Origin of the sequence: Dickeya poaceiphila, from assembly GCF_007858975.2 — a bacterium.
In the GTDB taxonomy this organism is placed as follows: Bacteria; Pseudomonadota; Gammaproteobacteria; order Enterobacterales; family Enterobacteriaceae; genus Dickeya; species Dickeya poaceiphila.
In genome coordinates this window covers 2,528,460-2,545,608 of sequence record NZ_CP042220.2, presented here as the reverse complement: position 1 = coordinate 2,545,608, position 17,149 = coordinate 2,528,460, and the positions used below count along the sequence as shown (strand labels likewise).

The window sequence follows — 17,149 nt, the reverse complement described above, 5'->3', positions numbered from 1 at the left end:
TGGGACGAATAGTAGAGGAGTTGACGCGTTTGAAGAATGATTGTTCAGGACATGATATCGATTAGGACAGACATAAATATGACCAAACGGTAAAAGCAAATAACAAAGTTTTTTTATTTTATTGCGGAAAAACATTTGATTTTTTTGCTTTTTAGTTAATAAGCGAAAGTTAATTTTATTTCTGTGACTGTTGTATGCCTACATAGATGTGTCAGGAATAATTCAGAATGTGTTGGGTTGAGAAAATATTAAAGTAAGCAGTCTAACCAAAATCGTGCTTATTATTTTGAGTGAGGTTGCTTGCCGTTAAATATCCAGACAAGCAACCCGATGAGATAATTCAATTAAAAAGTGAGGTATAGCCGCCACTGACGGCATCAGCAATTGCATCGGTTAATTGCGCTAATGCCAGCGGTTCAATAATAAAAGGCGGCATCAGGTAGATAAGCGTGCCGAATGGTCGAATCCAGACCCCGCGTTTGACAAAAAATCGCTGCAGATTCGCCATATTGACCGGTCGATGGGTTTCCACAACGCCGATAGCGCCCAGTACCCGCACATCGGCAACTGTCGGTGCATCTCTGAGTGGTAGCAGCGCCTGACGCAGTTGCCCTTCGATGGCCGTTACTTGTGCCTGCCAGCGGTTTTCCGCCAGTAATGCCAGGCTGGCGAGAGCTACGGCGCAGGCCAGCGGGTTGCCCATAAACGTAGGGCCGTGCATAAAGCACCCGGCCTCGCCGTTGCTGATGGTTTCCGCTACTGCACGGGTGGTCAGCGTGGCGGAAAGCGTCATGTAACCACCGGTCAGCGCCTTGCCAAGGCATAGCACATCCGGCGTCACCCCGGCGTGCTCGCAGGCCAACAGACGTCCTGTGCGGCCAAACCCGGTGGCGATTTCGTCGGCGATCAGCAACATGCCGTACTGATCGCATAACTGGCGGACCTGACGCAGATACTCAGGATGATAAAATCGCATCCCGCCTGCACCTTGCACGATTGGCTCCAGGATCACGGCGGCGATCTCATGCGGGTATTGTTGCAGCAGCGTGCTGAACGATGAGATATCTTCCTGCTGCCATGGCTGGTCAAAACCGCAGCGCGGGGCGGCGGCAAACAGATGGGGCGGTAGATACCCCTGATAGAGGCTGTGCATCGAATTTTCCGGGTCACATACCGACATGGCGCCCAAGGTATCGCCATGATAACCGTGCCGCAGCGTCAGGAAGCGCTGGCGGCGCTCCCCGCGTGCCTGCCAGTATTGCAACGCCATCTTCATCGCCACTTCCACTGCCACCGAACCGGAATCCGCCAGAAACACGCACTCCAGCGCTGCCGGGGTGATCGCTATTAACTCACGGCACAGCGCCACCGCTGCCGGATGGGTGATGCCGCCGAACATCACGTGAGACATCTGCGTCATCTGGTCCGTCAGCGCCTGATTCAGCCGTGGATGATTGTAACCATGAATCGCAGCCCACCAGGACGACATACCATCCACCAGTTGACGGCCATCAGCCAACTGTAACTGGCAGCCGCTGGCGGCGATTACCGGGTAACACGGCAGGGGGCTGGTCATGGAGGTGTAAGGGTGCCAGATATGGCGCTGGTCGAAGTTCAGGTCATCCTGATTCATACTGTTGTCAACCAATCTGATATCAATTTGGTTGACAGTATACCCGCATAAATTACACTGACGAGACTTTTTTAGCCGGAGCGATGATGATGATTAAACGCATAAACTGGACACTGGAGCAGGCTCAGTCCCTGTTCGATAAGCCGTTTCTGGAACTGATGTTTGAAGCGCAACAGGTGCATCGCCAGCACTTTGATCCTCGTCAGGTGCAGGTCAGCACGCTGTTATCCATCAAAACCGGCGCTTGTCCGGAAGACTGCAAATATTGTCCGCAAAGCGCGCGTTATCGCACCGGTATTGAAACTGAACGGCTGATGCAGGTTGAGCAGGTACTGGAATCCGCTCGTCAGGCTAAAGCGGCGGGTTCGACCCGTTTTTGCATGGGCGCAGCATGGAAAAACCCACATGAGCGCGACATGCCGTATCTGGAGTCGATGGTGCGCGGCGTGAAAGCGATGGGCATGGAAACCTGCATGACGCTGGGTACGCTGCACGACGATCAGGCTGAACGGCTGGCGGCAGCCGGGCTTGATTTCTACAACCACAATCTGGACACCTCGCCGGAATTTTACGGCAACATCATCACCACCCGCACTTATCAGGAGCGGCTGGATACGCTGGATAAAGTGCGTGGCGCGGGTATCAAAGTGTGTTCCGGTGGGATTGTCGGTCTGGGGGAAACGGTGCGTGATCGCGCCGGTCTGCTGGTGCAACTGGCAAACCTGCCGACGCCGCCGGAGAGCGTGCCGATCAACATGTTGGTGAAAGTAAAAGGCACGCCGCTGGCGGAAAACGACGATGTAGACCCGTTCGATTTTATCCGCACCATCGCGGTGGCGCGCATCATGATGCCGACGTCTTATGTGCGGCTATCCGCCGGACGTGAACAGATGAGCGAGCAGACGCAAGCGATGTGTTTTATGGCTGGCGCTAATTCCATCTTCTACGGTTGCAAGCTGCTGACTACGCCCAATCCCAAAGAAGATAAAGACCTGTTGCTGTTTCGCAAACTGGGGCTTAACCCGCAGCAAACCCAAACTGAATACGGCGATAACCAGCAACAGCAGCATCTGACTGAGCAATTGCTGCATACCGATACTGAGCAATATTACAACGCGGCGGTATAAATGAGCTGGCAGCAACGGATCGATCAGGCGCTGGCGCAGCGGCAGGCGCAGGATGCCTACCGGGTACGTCTGCCGAATAATGGTGGCGGCGGTCGCTGGCTGGTGCGCGAGCAACGGCGTTACCTCAATTTTTCCTGCAATGACTATCTGGGGTTGAGCCAGCACCCGGCAATCGTGCGTGCCTGGCAGCAAGGGGCGGAGCGCTTTGGCGTGGGCAGTGGTGGTTCCGGCCATGTAACCGGGTATACCACCGCGCATGAACAGTTGGAGCAACAGCTGGCGAACTGGTTGGGTTATGACCGGGCGCTATTGATGATTTCCGGATTTGCGGCGAATCAGGCGGTGGTGACGACGCTGCTGGCGGAAGGTGATAGCATTCTGGCGGATCGCCTTAGTCATGCCTCGCTGCTGGAAGCCGCCAGCCTGTCACCCGCCACGCTGCGCCGGTTTCACCATAATCAACCGGAATCACTGCAACAACTGCTGGAAAAACCAGTTAACGGCCAGACGCTGGTGGTCACCGAAGGCGTATTCAGCATGGATGGTGACACCGCACCGCTGGCGGCGTTACATCAACGCTGCCGCGATCACGGTGCCTGGCTGATGGTGGATGATGCCCACGGCATCGGCACCGTGGGGGAACAAGGGCGCGGTTGTTGTAGCCAGCAAGCAGTAAAACCCGAATTGCTGATTGTCACGTTCGGCAAAGCGTTTGGCGTCAGCGGCGCGGCAATCTTATGTAGCCAGTCGGTGGCGGAGTATCTGTTGCAGTTTGCTCGTCATCTGATTTACAGCACCGCCATGCCGCCGGCACAAGCCTGTGCGCTGGAAGCGGCACTGACGATCATACGCGGTGATGACGGCGAAACCCGGCGTGACGCACTGGCGCAGACCGTTCGCCGTTTCCGCGATGGCGCTGCCGAATTGCCGTTTCGTCTGCTGGCATCGACGAGCGCCATTCAGCCGCTCATCGTCGGTGATAACGGCTGGTCGCTGGAGCTGGCGCAGCGATTACGGGCTAAGGGGCTGTGGGTCAATGCCATTCGGCCACCCACCGTGCCGCCGGGTACCGCCCGCCTGCGCATTACCCTGACTGCCAGCCATCAGCCAGAAGATATCGACCGATTACTGGAGGTGCTGTATGACGCAGGCTGACCGCGGTGGGGTATCGCATTCCCACCATAAACTGGCGATTGCCCACGCCTTTGGTCGGGCCGCCTCGCAATATGACCGCTTTGCCGCCTTGCAGCGTGAAAGCGGCGAACATCTGATGGCGCTGATTGGCGATCATAGTGGCAGAGAACTGCTGGATGCCGGTTGCGGCACCGGTTATTTCAGCGCTCGCTGGCAGGCGTGCGGCAAACGGGTGACGGCGCTGGATCTCTCGACGGAGATGCTGGCAATGGCGCGTCAGCGACGGGCGGCAACGCACTATCTTCATGGCGATATTGAGCGCCTGCCGTTGGCGAATGGCAGCGTAGATATCAGTTTCAGCAACATGGCGATGCAATGGTGTGATGATTTTGCCGCCGGAGTGGCCGAGTTTTATCGGGTCACCCGATCAGGGGGTGTGATTGCCTTCTGCACGCTGGCGCAGGGCACATTGGCTGAACTGGATGCCGCCTGGCGGCAACTGGACGGTTCCCGACGTATTAACCGTTTTCTGTCGCTGGAGGCGATTATTTCTGTTTGCGGTGATTACCGTGCTCATATCTCGCTGGCGCCAATAACCTGCTATTTCCCTGATGTACTGAGCCTGATGCGTTCGGTCAAAGGCGTTGGCGCCACCTGGCTGCGCGATGGGCGTGAGCACAACAGACTGGTTCGTCGGCAACTGAGCGCGTTGGCTGGGCATTACTGCCGTCATCCGCAAGGCTATCCCCTGACATATCAACGCGTTTTTGGAGTGATTTACCGTGACTGAACGTTGGTTTGTGACCGGGACCGATACTGATGTGGGCAAGACCGTCGCTAGCGTAGCGCTGTTGCAGGCTGCCCGCCGTGCTGGATTCCATACTGCCGGTTATAAACCGGTGGCGTCCGGCTGTGATGTGACTCCACACGGTATCCGTAATAGCGATGCGTTGCAGTTACAGGCCAACAGCACGGTGACATTGCCGTATGAAGCGGTGAACCCACTGGCTTTTCTGGAACCGACGTCACCTCATATCGTCAGTGCCGAGGAGCACCGGCCAATTGCGTTTTCAACCCTCAGTAACGGCCTGCGCAATCTGGAACGCCAGGCCAATTGGGTACTGGTGGAGGGCGCTGGCGGCTGGTTTACGCCGCTTTGCGGGCGGCAAACCTTCGCCGACTGGGTACAGGAAGAAGCGTTGCCGGTGATTCTGGTCGTCGGTGTCAAACTGGGGTGCATTAATCACGCCATGCTAACGGCAAAAGCAGTGCAGCACGCCGGTTTACGGCTGGCGGGATGGATAGCCAACGTAATTCAGCCGCCTGGCCGTTATCATGATGCCTATTTGCAGACGCTGCGAGATGGCATACCGGCCCCGCTACTGGGGGAAATCCCTTATCTGGCCATGCCGTTTCAGCAGAATACCGGTGATTACTTAAACATCACTTTACTAAGGCGTTAACGAGTTTGAGTGAATGTTGTGTGAGTTGCGGTTTTATGCCGTTTCCTAATTGAAATTGATAGAAAAAACCATCTTGAAAACGGCTGACTATCCCTGGGAGTCAGCCGTTTTTCTTTTTGCTAAGTCTGTGTCATTTAGCACTTTTTTTTATAACAACCAGCGGGTCAAACATGGAAATTTTGTTTAAAAGCCGCTTGTACCATCGCCGATGGGGAAAGGTGGTGAAAGACGCTAATACAGGAAGCACGGGCGCTTGTGGGAGTTATCCACTATTTCTGTGGATAACTGTGTGTATTAGGGTTAGAAAAAACGCGCCAGCCAAGAGCTGGCGCGGGTTGCGCCGGGTTTGGCGCTAATCTCTGCTTTTTTTAAAATTCATTAAAAATCAAATTGTTAATTAAAATCAAGTCACTTTTATTGCGGCAAGGCCTGTTTGAATAAATCACCGGCACTGGTCGTAGCAGATAATTTGAGAAACAGCATTTCTGGGGATAAATGCGCGATTTTTTTCTGGATTAATTACACCAGGTTGTGCTAGTCAACAGAACGCTATCGTTGTGCTGCCAATGGTTAAGAATTGCTTGATGCTGTTTTTATATCCAGTAATATGAGGCTGGCAAATCTGACCGGGGATTTTCATACTAAGCTGAGTCTCTCCCTGTCAATGGCGACGCTGGCCGACTCAGGCTGACGTTGGCGTGATTCCAACCGTTTTTTATCCGGGTGTCTTGCTCATGAGTAAAGCGTTCAAACTGCATTCTGCCTTCAAACCTGCCGGCGACCAGCCTGAAGCGATACGTCGTCTGAAAGAGGGGTTGGAGGATGGGCTGGCGCACCAGACGTTGCTGGGGGTAACAGGGTCCGGCAAGACCTTCACTATCGCCAACGTGATTGCCGACCTCAATCGCCCGACTATGGTGCTGGCGCCCAATAAAACGCTGGCGGCACAGTTGTATGGCGAGATGAAGGCGTTTTTCCCGGAGAATGCGGTGGAGTATTTCGTCTCTTACTACGACTACTACCAGCCTGAAGCCTACGTGCCGAGTTCTGATACCTTCATCGAGAAGGATGCGTCGGTTAACGAACATATCGAGCAGATGCGGTTGTCCGCCACTAAAGCGCTGCTGGAGCGGCGCGACGTAGTCGTGGTGGCGTCGGTCTCCGCCATTTACGGCCTGGGTGATCCGGATCTTTATCTTAAAATGATGCTGCACCTGACGCAGGGCATGTTGATTGACCAACGCGCGATTTTACGGCGACTGGCGGAATTGCAGTATTCCCGAAACGATCAGGCATTTGGACGCGGTACTTTCCGGGTTCGCGGTGAGGTCATCGATATTTTCCCGGCGGAATCTGAAGATATCGCCCTGCGGGTGGAATTGTTTGACGAAGAAGTGGAACGGTTGTCGCTGTTCGACCCGCTCACCGGTCACATTGTGCAGACGGTGCCGCGCTACACTATTTACCCCAAAACGCACTATGTGACGCCACGCGAACGTATCCTGCAGGCGATGGAAGACATCAAGGTCGAGCTGGCTGAGCGCCGTCAGGTACTGCTCGCCGGCAATAAATTGCTGGAAGAACAGCGGCTGTCGCAACGCACTACGTTTGATCTGGAGATGATGAATGAGCTGGGCTATTGCTCCGGCATTGAAAACTACTCACGCTTTTTGTCTGGCCGAGGACCGGGCGAGCCGCCGCCGACGCTGTTCGACTACCTGCCGGCTGACGGCCTGCTGGTGATCGACGAGTCCCACGTTACCATTCCGCAGTTGGGCGGGATGTACCGCGGTGACCGGGCGCGCAAGGAAACGCTGGTGGAGTATGGGTTTCGTCTGCCGTCGGCGCTGGATAACCGGCCAATGAAATTTGAAGAATTTGAAGCGCTGGCGCCGCAGACGATTTATGTCTCGGCGACGCCGGGCAATTATGAACTGGAGAAATCCGGCGGCGAAGTGATTGATCAGGTGGTGAGGCCGACCGGCCTGCTGGACCCGGAACTGGAAGTACGCCCGGTGACCACCCAGGTGGACGACTTGCTCTCAGAAATCCGCAAGCGTTCCGCCATCAACGAGCGTGTGCTGGTCACCACCCTGACCAAGCGCATGGCGGAAGACCTGACCGAATATCTGGAAGAGCACGGCGAGCGGGTACGCTACCTGCACTCGGATATCGATACCGTAGAGCGGGTGGAGATCATCCGTGATTTGCGGCTGGGCGAATTCGATGTGCTGGTGGGCATCAACCTGCTGCGTGAAGGGCTGGACATGCCGGAAGTGTCGCTGGTGGCAATTCTGGATGCGGATAAAGAAGGCTTCCTGCGCTCTGAACGGTCGCTGATTCAGACCATCGGTCGGGCGGCGCGTAACCTCAACGGTAAGGCGATTTTGTACGCCGACAGGATTACGCCGTCGATGGAGCGCGCCATCAATGAAACCCAACGTCGCCGGGAGAAGCAACAGGCATACAATGAACAACATGGCATTGTACCGCAGGGCCTGAACAAGAAGATTGGCGACATTTTGCAGATTGGTCAGCCTGTCAACGGTAAGGGCAAAGGGCGCGGCAAGAAAGCGGCGGAACCGACGGCCCGGTATCAGCAACTGTCGCCGAAAGCGCTGGACCAGAAAATCCGAGAACTGGAAAGCCAGATGCTGGCTCATGCACAGAATCTGGAGTTCGAAGAGGCCGCCCGTCTGCGCGACGAAATCCACGCGCTACGCGAGCAGTTTATTGCGGCATCCTGACGTTAGTTTTAGTCCGGGGATATTTTATTGAGATTGTTTTTCGGCGTAAAAAACTGCGCTGAGGTGAGCATCGACGCCGGGTGAGCGGCATGGATGCCGCGAAAGTCTGCGCCGCGTCGGACAAAAACGCGAAAAGCGTTTTTGAACAGCGTTTACGCTGGCCCGCAGGGCGAGCCACAGCATGTGGCGAGTAATCGCGTCGCAGGCGGCCCGAATAGCGGCGATGAACGCCGAAGGCACCGCGTAGCGGCGCAGTTTAGCCTATCAGCCAGTGGTCAAGGAGAGGCGGCGTGTGAGCCTCTCCTTTTCGTGCGCAATTTATTGTTTAATAAGGAATATGAAAGTTTGTCGCGCACGAAATTTTACTCTATCTCAATATAAATCCATTTAAGCTGGACACAGCCCCAGCGCTTGTACCGCCTGTTCCAGCGCTGCGCACAATAATACGCGATCATGGTGATGCGGCACGTCCTGTGCCCCCAGCGGTTGGCGGATAATCAGGCGATCATTCACGCCGCTGGTGTCCGTTTGGGGGGCTACGACCATGGCGTCAATGATACGCCCGTCAATTTTTCTTTCGAGAAGCTGTAGTTTCTGCGCCAGTGTCAGGCGAGTGGCTATCTGGCTTTGCTCGCCGCCCAGATTACCGATGTACACCACAGGCGCATGAGCATCGCGCAGCGATTGAGCCAGATCGGCAAGCAGCAACGGGGGGAGCAGGCTGGTGAGAAAACTGCCGGGGCCGATCAGTATCAAATCTGCTTCGGAAATGGCTGTCAGGGCTTCCTGTGTCGCAGGCGCAGTTGGGTAGATCATCAGATCCTGTGGCAGGGTGGCCAGTTGATCCACCGCGACTTCGCCATAGACCAGATTACCTTGTGTATCAACCGCCATCAGGTCCACTGGCTGTTCCGACATCGGAATCAGCCGTGCATCCACGTTAAGCAGATTGCGTATCAGGTTGATGGCTTCCAGCGGACGCACGCTGAGATGATCCATGGCTTTGAGCATCAAATTGCCAAGGTTGTGGCCCGACAACTCACCGTTACCGTTGAAGCGGTATTCGAACATGGCCGACGCTACGCTGGGGGTGGTGATCAACTGATTAAGGCAGTTACGGGTGTCGCCCCAGGCAATGCCGCCTTCCGAGCGGCGAATGCGTCCGGTAGAACCGCCATTGTCGGTGGTGGTGACGATACCGGTCAGCCGCGAGCCGAGAAAGGAGAGCGATGACATCACGCGCCCCAGTCCATGGCCGCCACCCAGTGCGACCACGCTACCCAGCTCCGCCAACGTGCGATTACCCATGAATACCCTTATATTTCGGTTAACTAGCTTAAAAAGTAGCGGATTTATAGCACATATTTGATTAAAGCAGCATAAGCGCCGCCGGAAAATTTTAGACCTCTTGTCTACTGCTCGCGGATGCACGTCCTGAACCTCAACAGCAGCATAACAGAATATGTAACAGCCTGATGGCAGGTGGTTTTCTGGTGATGGTCAGAAAATGCAGCCTGATTGTCAGCAACAGGAAACCATTTTTTTGAAAATATAATTTATTTGTCATTCGTGTAATCAATTATCTTGTTATGTTTTTTATTCTGTATTTTAACTTGTTGTTTTATATTTTAATTTTTATTTTGTCATTCTGGTTTATAAGATTGAATAAATAAAAAATTCGCACAAATAAAGCATACTGTTATAGCGTAAATAGTACGGACTGTTTATGTCCATTCATTTCCGCCCATTTTACCATCCCTGTCGGCAGTATTTCGCCATCGGCGCTCTATGAGTGGCGCGCTCGGTGATGTTGCTTGTTTCTGGTCTGCTGCGCGTCAGCCGACAAGTAAATCGATAGCAAGGGCTGATTACAGCTCAGGGGTAAGACATGTTCGGACTCGATGCATTTCATCTGGCAAGGATACAGTTTGCGTTCACGGTATCTTTCCATATTATTTTCCCCGCCATTACCATCGGGCTGGCCAGTTTTCTGGCGGTGCTGGAAGGGTTGTGGCTGAAAACCCAAAACCGCGACTACCGCGATCTCTACCATTTCTGGTCGAAAATCTTTGCCGTCAACTTTGGCATGGGCGTGGTCTCCGGTCTGGTAATGGCCTACCAGTTTGGCACCAACTGGAGCGGGTTTTCCCAGTTTGCCGGTAGTATCACCGGCCCATTGCTGACCTATGAAGTATTGACTGCCTTCTTTCTGGAGGCCGGTTTTCTTGGCGTGATGCTGTTTGGCTGGCAGCGGGTGGGACCAGGCTTGCACTTTTTCGCTACCTGCATGGTGGCGCTTGGCACGATTATTTCTACTTTCTGGATACTGGCTTCCAATAGTTGGATGCAGACCCCGCAAGGCTACGAGATTCATAATGGCGTCGTTGTGCCGGTAGACTGGCTGGCGGTTATCTTCAACCCGTCCTTTCCGTACCGGTTGCTGCACATGGCGACGGCAGCGTTTCTCGCCAGCGCCTTTTTTGTCGGTGCCTCCGCTGCCTGGCATTTGTTGCGTCGCAACGATACCCCGGCGATCCGCAAAATGCTGTCGATGGCACTGTGGATGGCGCTGATTGTCGCACCGATTCAGGCGTTGTTGGGGGATATGCATGGCCTGAATACGCTGAAATATCAGCCAGCCAAAATTGCCGCGATTGAAGGCCACTGGGATAACCCGCCGGGGGAACCCACGCCGCTGATTCTGATAGGTTTGCCGGATATGGCGCAGGAAACCACTCACTATGCGCTGAAAGTGCCTTATCTGGGCAGCCTGATTCTGACCCACAGTCTGGACAAGCAAGTTCCGGCATTGAAGCGTTTCCCCAAAGAGGAACGGCCCAACTCGCCGGTAGTGTTCTGGTCGTTCCGTATCATGGTCGGTCTGGGAATGCTGATGGTCCTGCTGGGTGTGATTGGCCTGTGGCTGCGCTGGCGTCAACGCTTGTATCAGTCGCGGCCATTTTTGTGGTTCACCCTGTTGATGGGACCGTCAGGGTTGATAGCCATTCTGGCGGGTTGGTTCACCACTGAAGTGGGTCGTCAGCCGTGGGTGGTTTACGGCCTGCAACGTACACGTGATGCGGTATCGGCACACGGCGACTTGCAGATGAGCATCAGCCTGTTGTTATTTATTGCCGTGTATCTGTCGGTATTTGGCGTGGGTTATGTCTATCTGGCGCGGCTGATTAAAAAAGGGCCGCAACCGGGAGACGGTGATGTTGTGCCCGACGGTGGACCGGGGTGGGCGCAGACACCGGCGAGGCCGCTGTCTGCGGTGCAGGAAACGCTGGAAGAGGAGAAATAACATGGGCATCGAACTTTCTGTCATCTGGTTCGCCATCATCATCTTCGCCACGCTGATGTACATCGTGATGGACGGGTTTGATCTGGGCATCGGTATTCTGTTTCTCTTTAATCGGCGGATTAGCGACCGGGATGTGATGGTGAATACCGTCGCACCGGTATGGGATGGCAACGAAACCTGGCTGGTGCTGGGCGGTGCCGGTTTGTTTGGCGCATTTCCGCTGGCCTACGCGGTGATTGTGGATGCGCTGACCATCCCACTGACATTGATGCTGGTCGGGCTGATTTTTCGTGGTGTCGCCTTCGAGTTTCGTTTCAAGGCCACGCCATCGCATCGCCCGTTTTGGGATCATGCCTTCATGTGGGGGTCACTGGTTGCTACCTTCTTTCAGGGCGTCACCGTCGGTGCCGTACTCAACGGGTTTGAGGTGACTGAGCGCCATTTCTCTGGCCCGGCATTGGGCTGGCTGACGCCGTTTTCGCTGTTTTGCGGTATCGGATTGGTGGTGGCTTATGCGCTGTTGGGCTGTACCTGGCTTATCATGAAAACCGGCCAGACGCTGCATCGCCGTATGTCGGCGCTGGCTCCGTCACTGGTGGCGTTGTTGCTGGTGGTCATTGGCGTCATCAGCGTGTGGACGCCGCTGGCTCACCCCGCCATTTCTCAGCGCTGGTTCTCGCTGCCCAATCTGTTTTGGTTCCTGCCGGTTCCGATTCTGGTGGTGCTGTGTGCGGCAGGTATTGTGCGTGGCGTTCGCCGCCAGGCACATTACGCGCCTTTCCTGTTGACGCTGGGGCTTATCTTCCTGGGCTTTACCGGACTGGGTATCAGCCTGTGGCCGATGATCATTCCACCGCGATTGACCCTGTGGGACGCGGCTGCGCCACCGCAGAGCCAGGGATTTATGCTGTTCGGCGCATTGCTGATTATCCCGGTTATTTTGGGGTACACCTTCTGGAGTTACTACGTTTTCCGGGGAAAGGTACGGCCGGAGGAGGGATACCACTGATGGCCGGGACAATGGAAAAAAGGGCAAATGAAAAGCCGATATTGACCGCAGGCGCAGCGAAGGTGATGTCGGCGGGGAAAAAACCGCCATCGCTATGGCAGCGACTGTTATGGATGGTCATATTATGGGGAGCCAGTGTGCTCGCACTCGGTGTGGTCGCAACGGTATTTCGCTTGCTGATGACGGCAGCCGGGCTGAAAACCCGCTAGCCATGAGTCACATAGCTTAATTGGCATCAATTGGTATTGGCCTCTGCATGAGCACAAACCGCCCGCGGTAGCATCGCGGGCGGTTTGTGTTAACTGTACAACCTGTCGTCATTGGGGGGCGGTTTACTCCGATGGGAGTAGAGGATATCGGTCATACCATGATACAGGTCAGAAAAATTGATCGCATTTCCGCTATGCTGAGCGTGAAAATAGTGAATGAAATCCGCTGTATACAAGATTATATACCGCATTTTTCAATGACGGATAGCTTGATTTGGCGATAAACTTCATGAAGTAATCACGGTTGCCCGGCGTCAGTGTCATCATGCCGGGAAATCAAACTCCTAGCCTTGGAACCTACGTTCGTGTATCAGCGCGAATAGGGTTCTCTGGCCGTGACCTTTGCGTCACCAGGGTGCAGGGTAGAAATGCCCGCATCTCCCGTACTTGGAAAGGTGTTTATGGTGAGTCAACTGACCGATGCGTTTGCGCGCAAGTTTTACTATTTGCGCCTGTCGATAACGGATGTCTGCAATTTCCGCTGTACTTATTGTCTGCCGGATGGCTATCAGCCCCATGGTGCGACCCCCCATCGCTTTCTGTCGTTAAGTGAAATCCGCCGTATTGGCCGGGCGTTTGCCGAACTGGGCACGGAAAAGGTGCGCCTGACCGGCGGCGAACCGTCCTTGCGCCGGGATTTTGTCGATATTATTGCCGCTATTCGTGAAAACCCGGCGATCCGTACGCTGGCCGTCACCACTAACGGTTACCGGCTGGCGCGGGATGTGGCGAGCTGGCGAGAGGCCGGGCTGACGGCGCTTAACGTCAGCGTCGATAGCCTGGATGCCCGTCAGTTTCATGCCATTACCGGGCAGGATAAATTTCGTCAGGTGATGGACGGCATCGATGCCGCGTTCGCTAACGGATTCCAGCGGGTGAAAGTCAATACGGTGCTGATGCGTGATGTTAACGACAGCAGCCTGCACGCCTTTCTTGAGTGGATTCGCACCCGGCCTATCCAATTGCGCTTTATTGAATTGATGGAAACCGGCGAAGGGCGGGAGATGTTCCGCCGTCACCATGTTTCCGGGCAGGTGATCCGCGAGCGTCTGTTGCAGCAAGGGTGGCAGCAGCAGATGCGGGAGCGCAGCGACGGCCCGGCTCAGGTGTTCTCGCACCCGGATTATCAGGGTGAGGTGGGGTTGATCATGCCGTATGAAAAAGACTTTTGTCAGAGCTGTAATCGGCTGCGGGTTTCGGCCATCGGCAATCTGCATCTATGTTTGTTTGGTGAGCAGGGTATTCCGCTGCGCGATTTGCTGACGGATGATGACCAACTGGACGCGCTGAAATTGCGTATTTCCGGCGGTCTTGGCAGCAAACGGCAGTCGCATTTTCTGCATGACGGCAACAGCGGCATTACCCCGAATCTTTCCTTTATCGGCGGCTGAGTGGCCGCGTAATACGGTATTACGGCAACCGTTACGGAGTGTTTATGAGCAAGGTCAGCAGCGAATTTATTCCTTTGCCGGTGGCGGTGATGACCATATCGTCCCGTCGTACTGCCGCCGACGATACGTCTGGCGATTATCTGCGTGAAGCATTGCAGCATGATGGACATCATCTGGCGGACAGCGCGATTGTCAGTGAAAACCTGTATCACATCCGTGCACAGGTTTCCGCCTGGATAGCCCGTGACGATGTGCAGGTTGTCCTGATCAACGGCGGCACCGGCTTTACGTCAGGCGACCTGGCGCCGGAAGCTATTCGGGTACTGTTTGACCGGGAAATCGAAGGATTTGGCGAACTGTTCCGCATGGTGTCATACGAAGAGATCGGCACCGCCACCATTCAGTCTCGCGCGATTGCCGGGCTGGCCAATCAGACGGCGATTTTCGCTATGCCGGGGTCAACCAAAGCCTGCCGTACTGCCTGGGAACGCATTATTCGTGAGCAACTGGATGCGCGCCAGAAACCCTGTAACCTCTATCCTCATTTGAAAAAGTAAGCTGTTATGGCACAACTGACCCACATTAATGCCGCCGGTGAAGCGGCTATGGTGGATGTTTCCGACAAGGCGGAAACGGTGCGTGAAGCGCGTGCCGAAGCCTTTGTGGAAATGACGCCGCAGACGCTGTCGATGATTATCGAAGGGCGACATCACAAGGGCGATGTGTTCGCCACTGCCCGTATCGCCGGTATTCAGGCTGCCAAGCGCACCTGGGAGCTTATTCCGCTATGTCATCCGTTGCTGTTGAGTAAAGTCGCCGTCGAGCTGGAGGCCCAGCCGGAACATAACCGGGTGCGCATTGAATCCCTGTGCCGACTGACCGGCAAAACCGGGGTGGAAATGGAAGCCTTGACTGCTGCCTCGGTAGCCGCGCTGACGATTTACGACATGTGCAAAGCGGTGCAGAAAGATATGGTGATAGGCCCAGTGCGGTTGCTGGCAAAAAGCGGCGGTAAATCCGGCGATTTTACGGCGGAGGCATCATGATTACGGTGTTATTTTTCGCGCAGGTGCGTGAGCTAACCGGCATCGACCGATTATCACTGCCTGCCGACTATCAGGATGTGGCATCGCTGCGACAGGCGCTGTGTGAACGTGGCGACCGCTGGGCGCTGGCGCTGGAAGACGGCAAACTACTGGCGGCGGTCAATCAGTCGTTGGTGGCCATGGCGCATCCGTTGACGGATGGTGACGAAGTGGCGTTTTTCCCGCCGGTTACCGGAGGCTGACATGGACACGCGCATTCGGGTAGGACAAGAACCGTTCAGCGTAGGCGATGAGTACACCTGGCTGGCAGCCTGCGATACAGATGGCTCAGTGGTGACCTTCACCGGCAAAGTGCGTAATCACAATCTGGGTGATCACGTCAGCGCGCTGACACTGGAGCATTATCCGGGCATGACCGAAAAGGCGCTGGCAGAGATTGTCGATGAGGCACGGCAGCGCTGGCCGATTCAACGCGCAAGTGTTATTCATCGTGTTGGTGCGCTCTACCCCGGTGACGAGATCGTTTTTGTGGGCGTCAGCGCTGCCCACCGTCAGGCGTCGTTTGATGCAGCGCAATTCATTATGGATTACCTCAAAACGCGCGCGCCGTTCTGGAAGCGGGAAGCGACGCCGGATGGCGACCGCTGGGTTGATGCCCGCGACAGCGATCAACAGGCGGCGCAACGCTGGTCGTAAGCGGTGGTGACGGTGGATTGATTGCCGCCACTGCATGATTTTCACAGAAATGATTTCATCACCGTAAAAAAAACGATAAAAAGCAGCAAATTATAAAATTTGCATTAACGTAGTGTTAAGAAAATAATTAATAAGAATCATTTTTATTTCTATTTTAATGCAATGATAATGAGCCGGCGGTAATGTCCCGCCTGATTTGCTTTTATTGTCATACAGTTAATTGCCACACAGTTAAAAGGATAATGGTATGAAACGGCGTATAGCTTCTCTGTTCCCCGCCACGTTGCTGGCCTCTTCCCTGATGATGGGATTCTCCTTCGGCGCACAGGCGGAGGATGCGGGTATTGTGATTTACAACGCACAGCACGAAAACCTGGTGAAATCCTGGGTGGATGGTTTTACTCAGGATACCGGTATTAAAGTCACGCTGCGTAATGGCGGTGACAGCGAATTGGGTAACCAACTGGTGCAGGAGGGCAATGCCTCTCCGGCTGACGTGTTTTTAACGGAAAACTCGCCGTCGATGGTGCTGGTGGATAACGCCAATCTGTTCGCGCCGTTGGATGCCGACACCCTGGCGCAGGTGGAGCCGCAGTATCGTCCGTCCCATGGCCGCTGGATTGGTATCGCCGCGCGCTCGACGGTATTTGTCTACAACCCGGAAAAACTGACCGAGGCACAACTGCCAAAATCACTGATGGACCTGGCCAAACCCGAATGGAAGGGGCGTTGGGCGGCTTCTCCGTCTGGTGCTGATTTCCAGGCCATCGTCAGTGCGATGCTGGAGCTGAAAGGCGAGAAAGCGACGCTGGAATGGCTGAAAGCCATGAAAACCAATTTCACCGCGTATAAAGGCAACAGCACGGTGATGAAAGCAGTGAATGCCGGTCAGATCGACAGTGGCGTCATCTACCACTACTACCCGTTTGTCGATGGCGCCAAAACGGGCGAAAACAGTAAAAATGTCCGTCTGTACTACTTCAAACATCAGGATCCGGGCGCGTTTGTCAGCATTTCTGGCGGCGGCGTGCTGGCATCCAGCAAGCATAAAGAGCAGGCTCAGGCATTCATCAAGTGGATCACCGGCAAGAAAGGTCAGGAAGTCCTGCGTACCAACACCGCTTTTGAATACGCGGTGGGCGTGAATGCAGCCTCTAACCCGAAACTGGTGCCGCTGAAAGACCTGCAGGCGCCGAAAGTGGATGCCGCCCAGCTTAACGGCAAGAAAGTGGTTGATCTGATGACCGAAGCAGGTTTGCTGTAATGTGTCAGTGCAGGGCGGGAGTCCAATAAGACAGATGGCTGATGTGGAATTGAAAGTCGCTGGTGT

Annotated in this window: 16 protein-coding genes and 1 riboswitch; of the genes, 14 read left to right on the top strand and 2 right to left on the bottom strand. The window is 54.8% G+C overall.

All coding sequences use genetic code 11. The features are described from left to right. Nucleotides 1–340: 340 nt before the first annotated feature. Entirely contained in the window at nt 341–1,633 is a 1,293-nt protein-coding gene (gene bioA, locus Dpoa569_RS11290; RefSeq protein WP_042869966.1) for an adenosylmethionine--8-amino-7-oxononanoate transaminase, read from the bottom strand. 89 nt (nt 1,634–1,722) lie between these two features. Between bioA and bioB the strand changes: the two genes are divergently transcribed. From bioB to uvrB, 5 genes are all read left to right on the top strand, one after another. After that, nucleotides 1,723–2,760, top strand: a complete 1,038-nt coding sequence (bioB, locus tag Dpoa569_RS11285; protein WP_042873872.1) for a biotin synthase BioB — start codon at nt 1,723–1,725, stop codon at nt 2,758–2,760. Continuing rightward, a complete protein-coding gene (bioF, locus tag Dpoa569_RS11280; RefSeq protein ID WP_042869968.1) occupies nt 2,761–3,915 on the top strand; it encodes an 8-amino-7-oxononanoate synthase in 1,155 nt (384 codons plus the stop codon). Continuing rightward, nucleotides 3,902–4,684 carry a malonyl-ACP O-methyltransferase BioC gene (gene bioC, locus Dpoa569_RS11275; RefSeq protein ID WP_042869970.1) on the top strand — a complete coding sequence of 261 codons (783 nt, stop codon included), beginning with the start codon at nt 3,902–3,904 and terminating at the stop codon, nt 4,682–4,684. The genes bioF and bioC overlap by 14 nt, the downstream gene beginning before the upstream one ends. Beyond that, nucleotides 4,677–5,357 carry a dethiobiotin synthase gene (gene bioD, locus Dpoa569_RS11270; RefSeq protein WP_042869973.1) on the top strand — a complete coding sequence of 227 codons (681 nt, stop codon included), beginning with the start codon at nt 4,677–4,679 and terminating at the stop codon, nt 5,355–5,357. The genes bioC and bioD overlap by 8 nt, the downstream gene beginning before the upstream one ends. Nucleotides 5,358–6,091: 734 nt before the next feature. Continuing rightward, on the top strand, nt 6,092–8,104 hold the full coding sequence (gene uvrB, locus Dpoa569_RS11265; RefSeq protein ID WP_042869976.1) for an excinuclease ABC subunit UvrB: 2,013 nt from the start codon (nt 6,092–6,094) through the stop codon (nt 8,102–8,104). Nucleotides 8,105–8,491: 387 nt separating this feature from the next. Here the strand turns inward: uvrB and Dpoa569_RS11260 are convergent, their stop codons facing one another. Continuing rightward, nucleotides 8,492–9,412: a gluconeogenesis factor YvcK family protein gene (locus Dpoa569_RS11260; protein ID WP_042869978.1), complete on the bottom strand. Its 921-nt coding sequence runs from the start codon at nt 9,410–9,412 to the stop codon at nt 8,492–8,494. 580 nt (nt 9,413–9,992) lie between these two features. Between Dpoa569_RS11260 and Dpoa569_RS11255 the strand changes: the two genes are divergently transcribed. From Dpoa569_RS11255 to Dpoa569_RS11215, 9 genes are all read left to right on the top strand, one after another. Then, nucleotides 9,993–11,408, top strand: coding sequence for a cytochrome ubiquinol oxidase subunit I (locus Dpoa569_RS11255; protein ID WP_042869980.1), 1,416 nt, complete (start codon nt 9,993–9,995; stop codon nt 11,406–11,408). A 1-nt stretch (nt 11,409) separates the two neighbouring features. Then, nucleotides 11,410–12,417, top strand: a complete 1,008-nt coding sequence (cydB, locus tag Dpoa569_RS11250; protein WP_042869982.1) for a cytochrome d ubiquinol oxidase subunit II — start codon at nt 11,410–11,412, stop codon at nt 12,415–12,417. Between the two features lie 65 nt (nt 12,418–12,482). Next, complete coding sequence (locus tag Dpoa569_RS11245) at nt 12,483–12,626, top strand: DUF2474 domain-containing protein (RefSeq protein ID WP_071604363.1); 144 nt, start codon at nt 12,483–12,485, stop codon at nt 12,624–12,626. A 329-nt stretch (nt 12,627–12,955) separates the two neighbouring features. Next, a riboswitch (molybdenum cofactor riboswitch) is annotated at nt 12,956–13,100 on the top strand. Continuing rightward, nucleotides 13,088–14,077, top strand: coding sequence for a GTP 3',8-cyclase MoaA (moaA, locus tag Dpoa569_RS11240; RefSeq protein ID WP_042869986.1), 990 nt, complete (start codon nt 13,088–13,090; stop codon nt 14,075–14,077). (Overlaps the previous riboswitch by 13 nt.) A gap of 44 nt (nt 14,078–14,121) precedes the next feature. Next, nucleotides 14,122–14,634 carry a molybdenum cofactor biosynthesis protein B gene (gene moaB / locus Dpoa569_RS11235; protein WP_042869988.1) on the top strand — a complete coding sequence of 171 codons (513 nt, stop codon included), beginning with the start codon at nt 14,122–14,124 and terminating at the stop codon, nt 14,632–14,634. 6 nt (nt 14,635–14,640) lie between these two features. Continuing rightward, a complete protein-coding gene (moaC, locus tag Dpoa569_RS11230; RefSeq protein WP_042869990.1) occupies nt 14,641–15,123 on the top strand; it encodes a cyclic pyranopterin monophosphate synthase MoaC in 483 nt (160 codons plus the stop codon). Next, nucleotides 15,120–15,365 carry a molybdopterin synthase sulfur carrier subunit gene (moaD, locus tag Dpoa569_RS11225; RefSeq protein ID WP_042869992.1) on the top strand — a complete coding sequence of 82 codons (246 nt, stop codon included), beginning with the start codon at nt 15,120–15,122 and terminating at the stop codon, nt 15,363–15,365. Before moaC ends, moaD begins: the two co-directional genes overlap by 4 nt. 1 nt (nt 15,366) lies before the next feature. Continuing rightward, nucleotides 15,367–15,819, top strand: a complete 453-nt coding sequence (gene moaE / locus Dpoa569_RS11220) for a molybdopterin synthase catalytic subunit MoaE (RefSeq protein ID WP_042869994.1) — start codon at nt 15,367–15,369, stop codon at nt 15,817–15,819. Between the two features lie 247 nt (nt 15,820–16,066). After that, nucleotides 16,067–17,083: an iron ABC transporter substrate-binding protein gene (locus Dpoa569_RS11215; RefSeq protein WP_042869996.1), complete on the top strand. Its 1,017-nt coding sequence runs from the start codon at nt 16,067–16,069 to the stop codon at nt 17,081–17,083. The last annotated feature ends 66 nt before the right edge of the window (nt 17,084–17,149 follow it).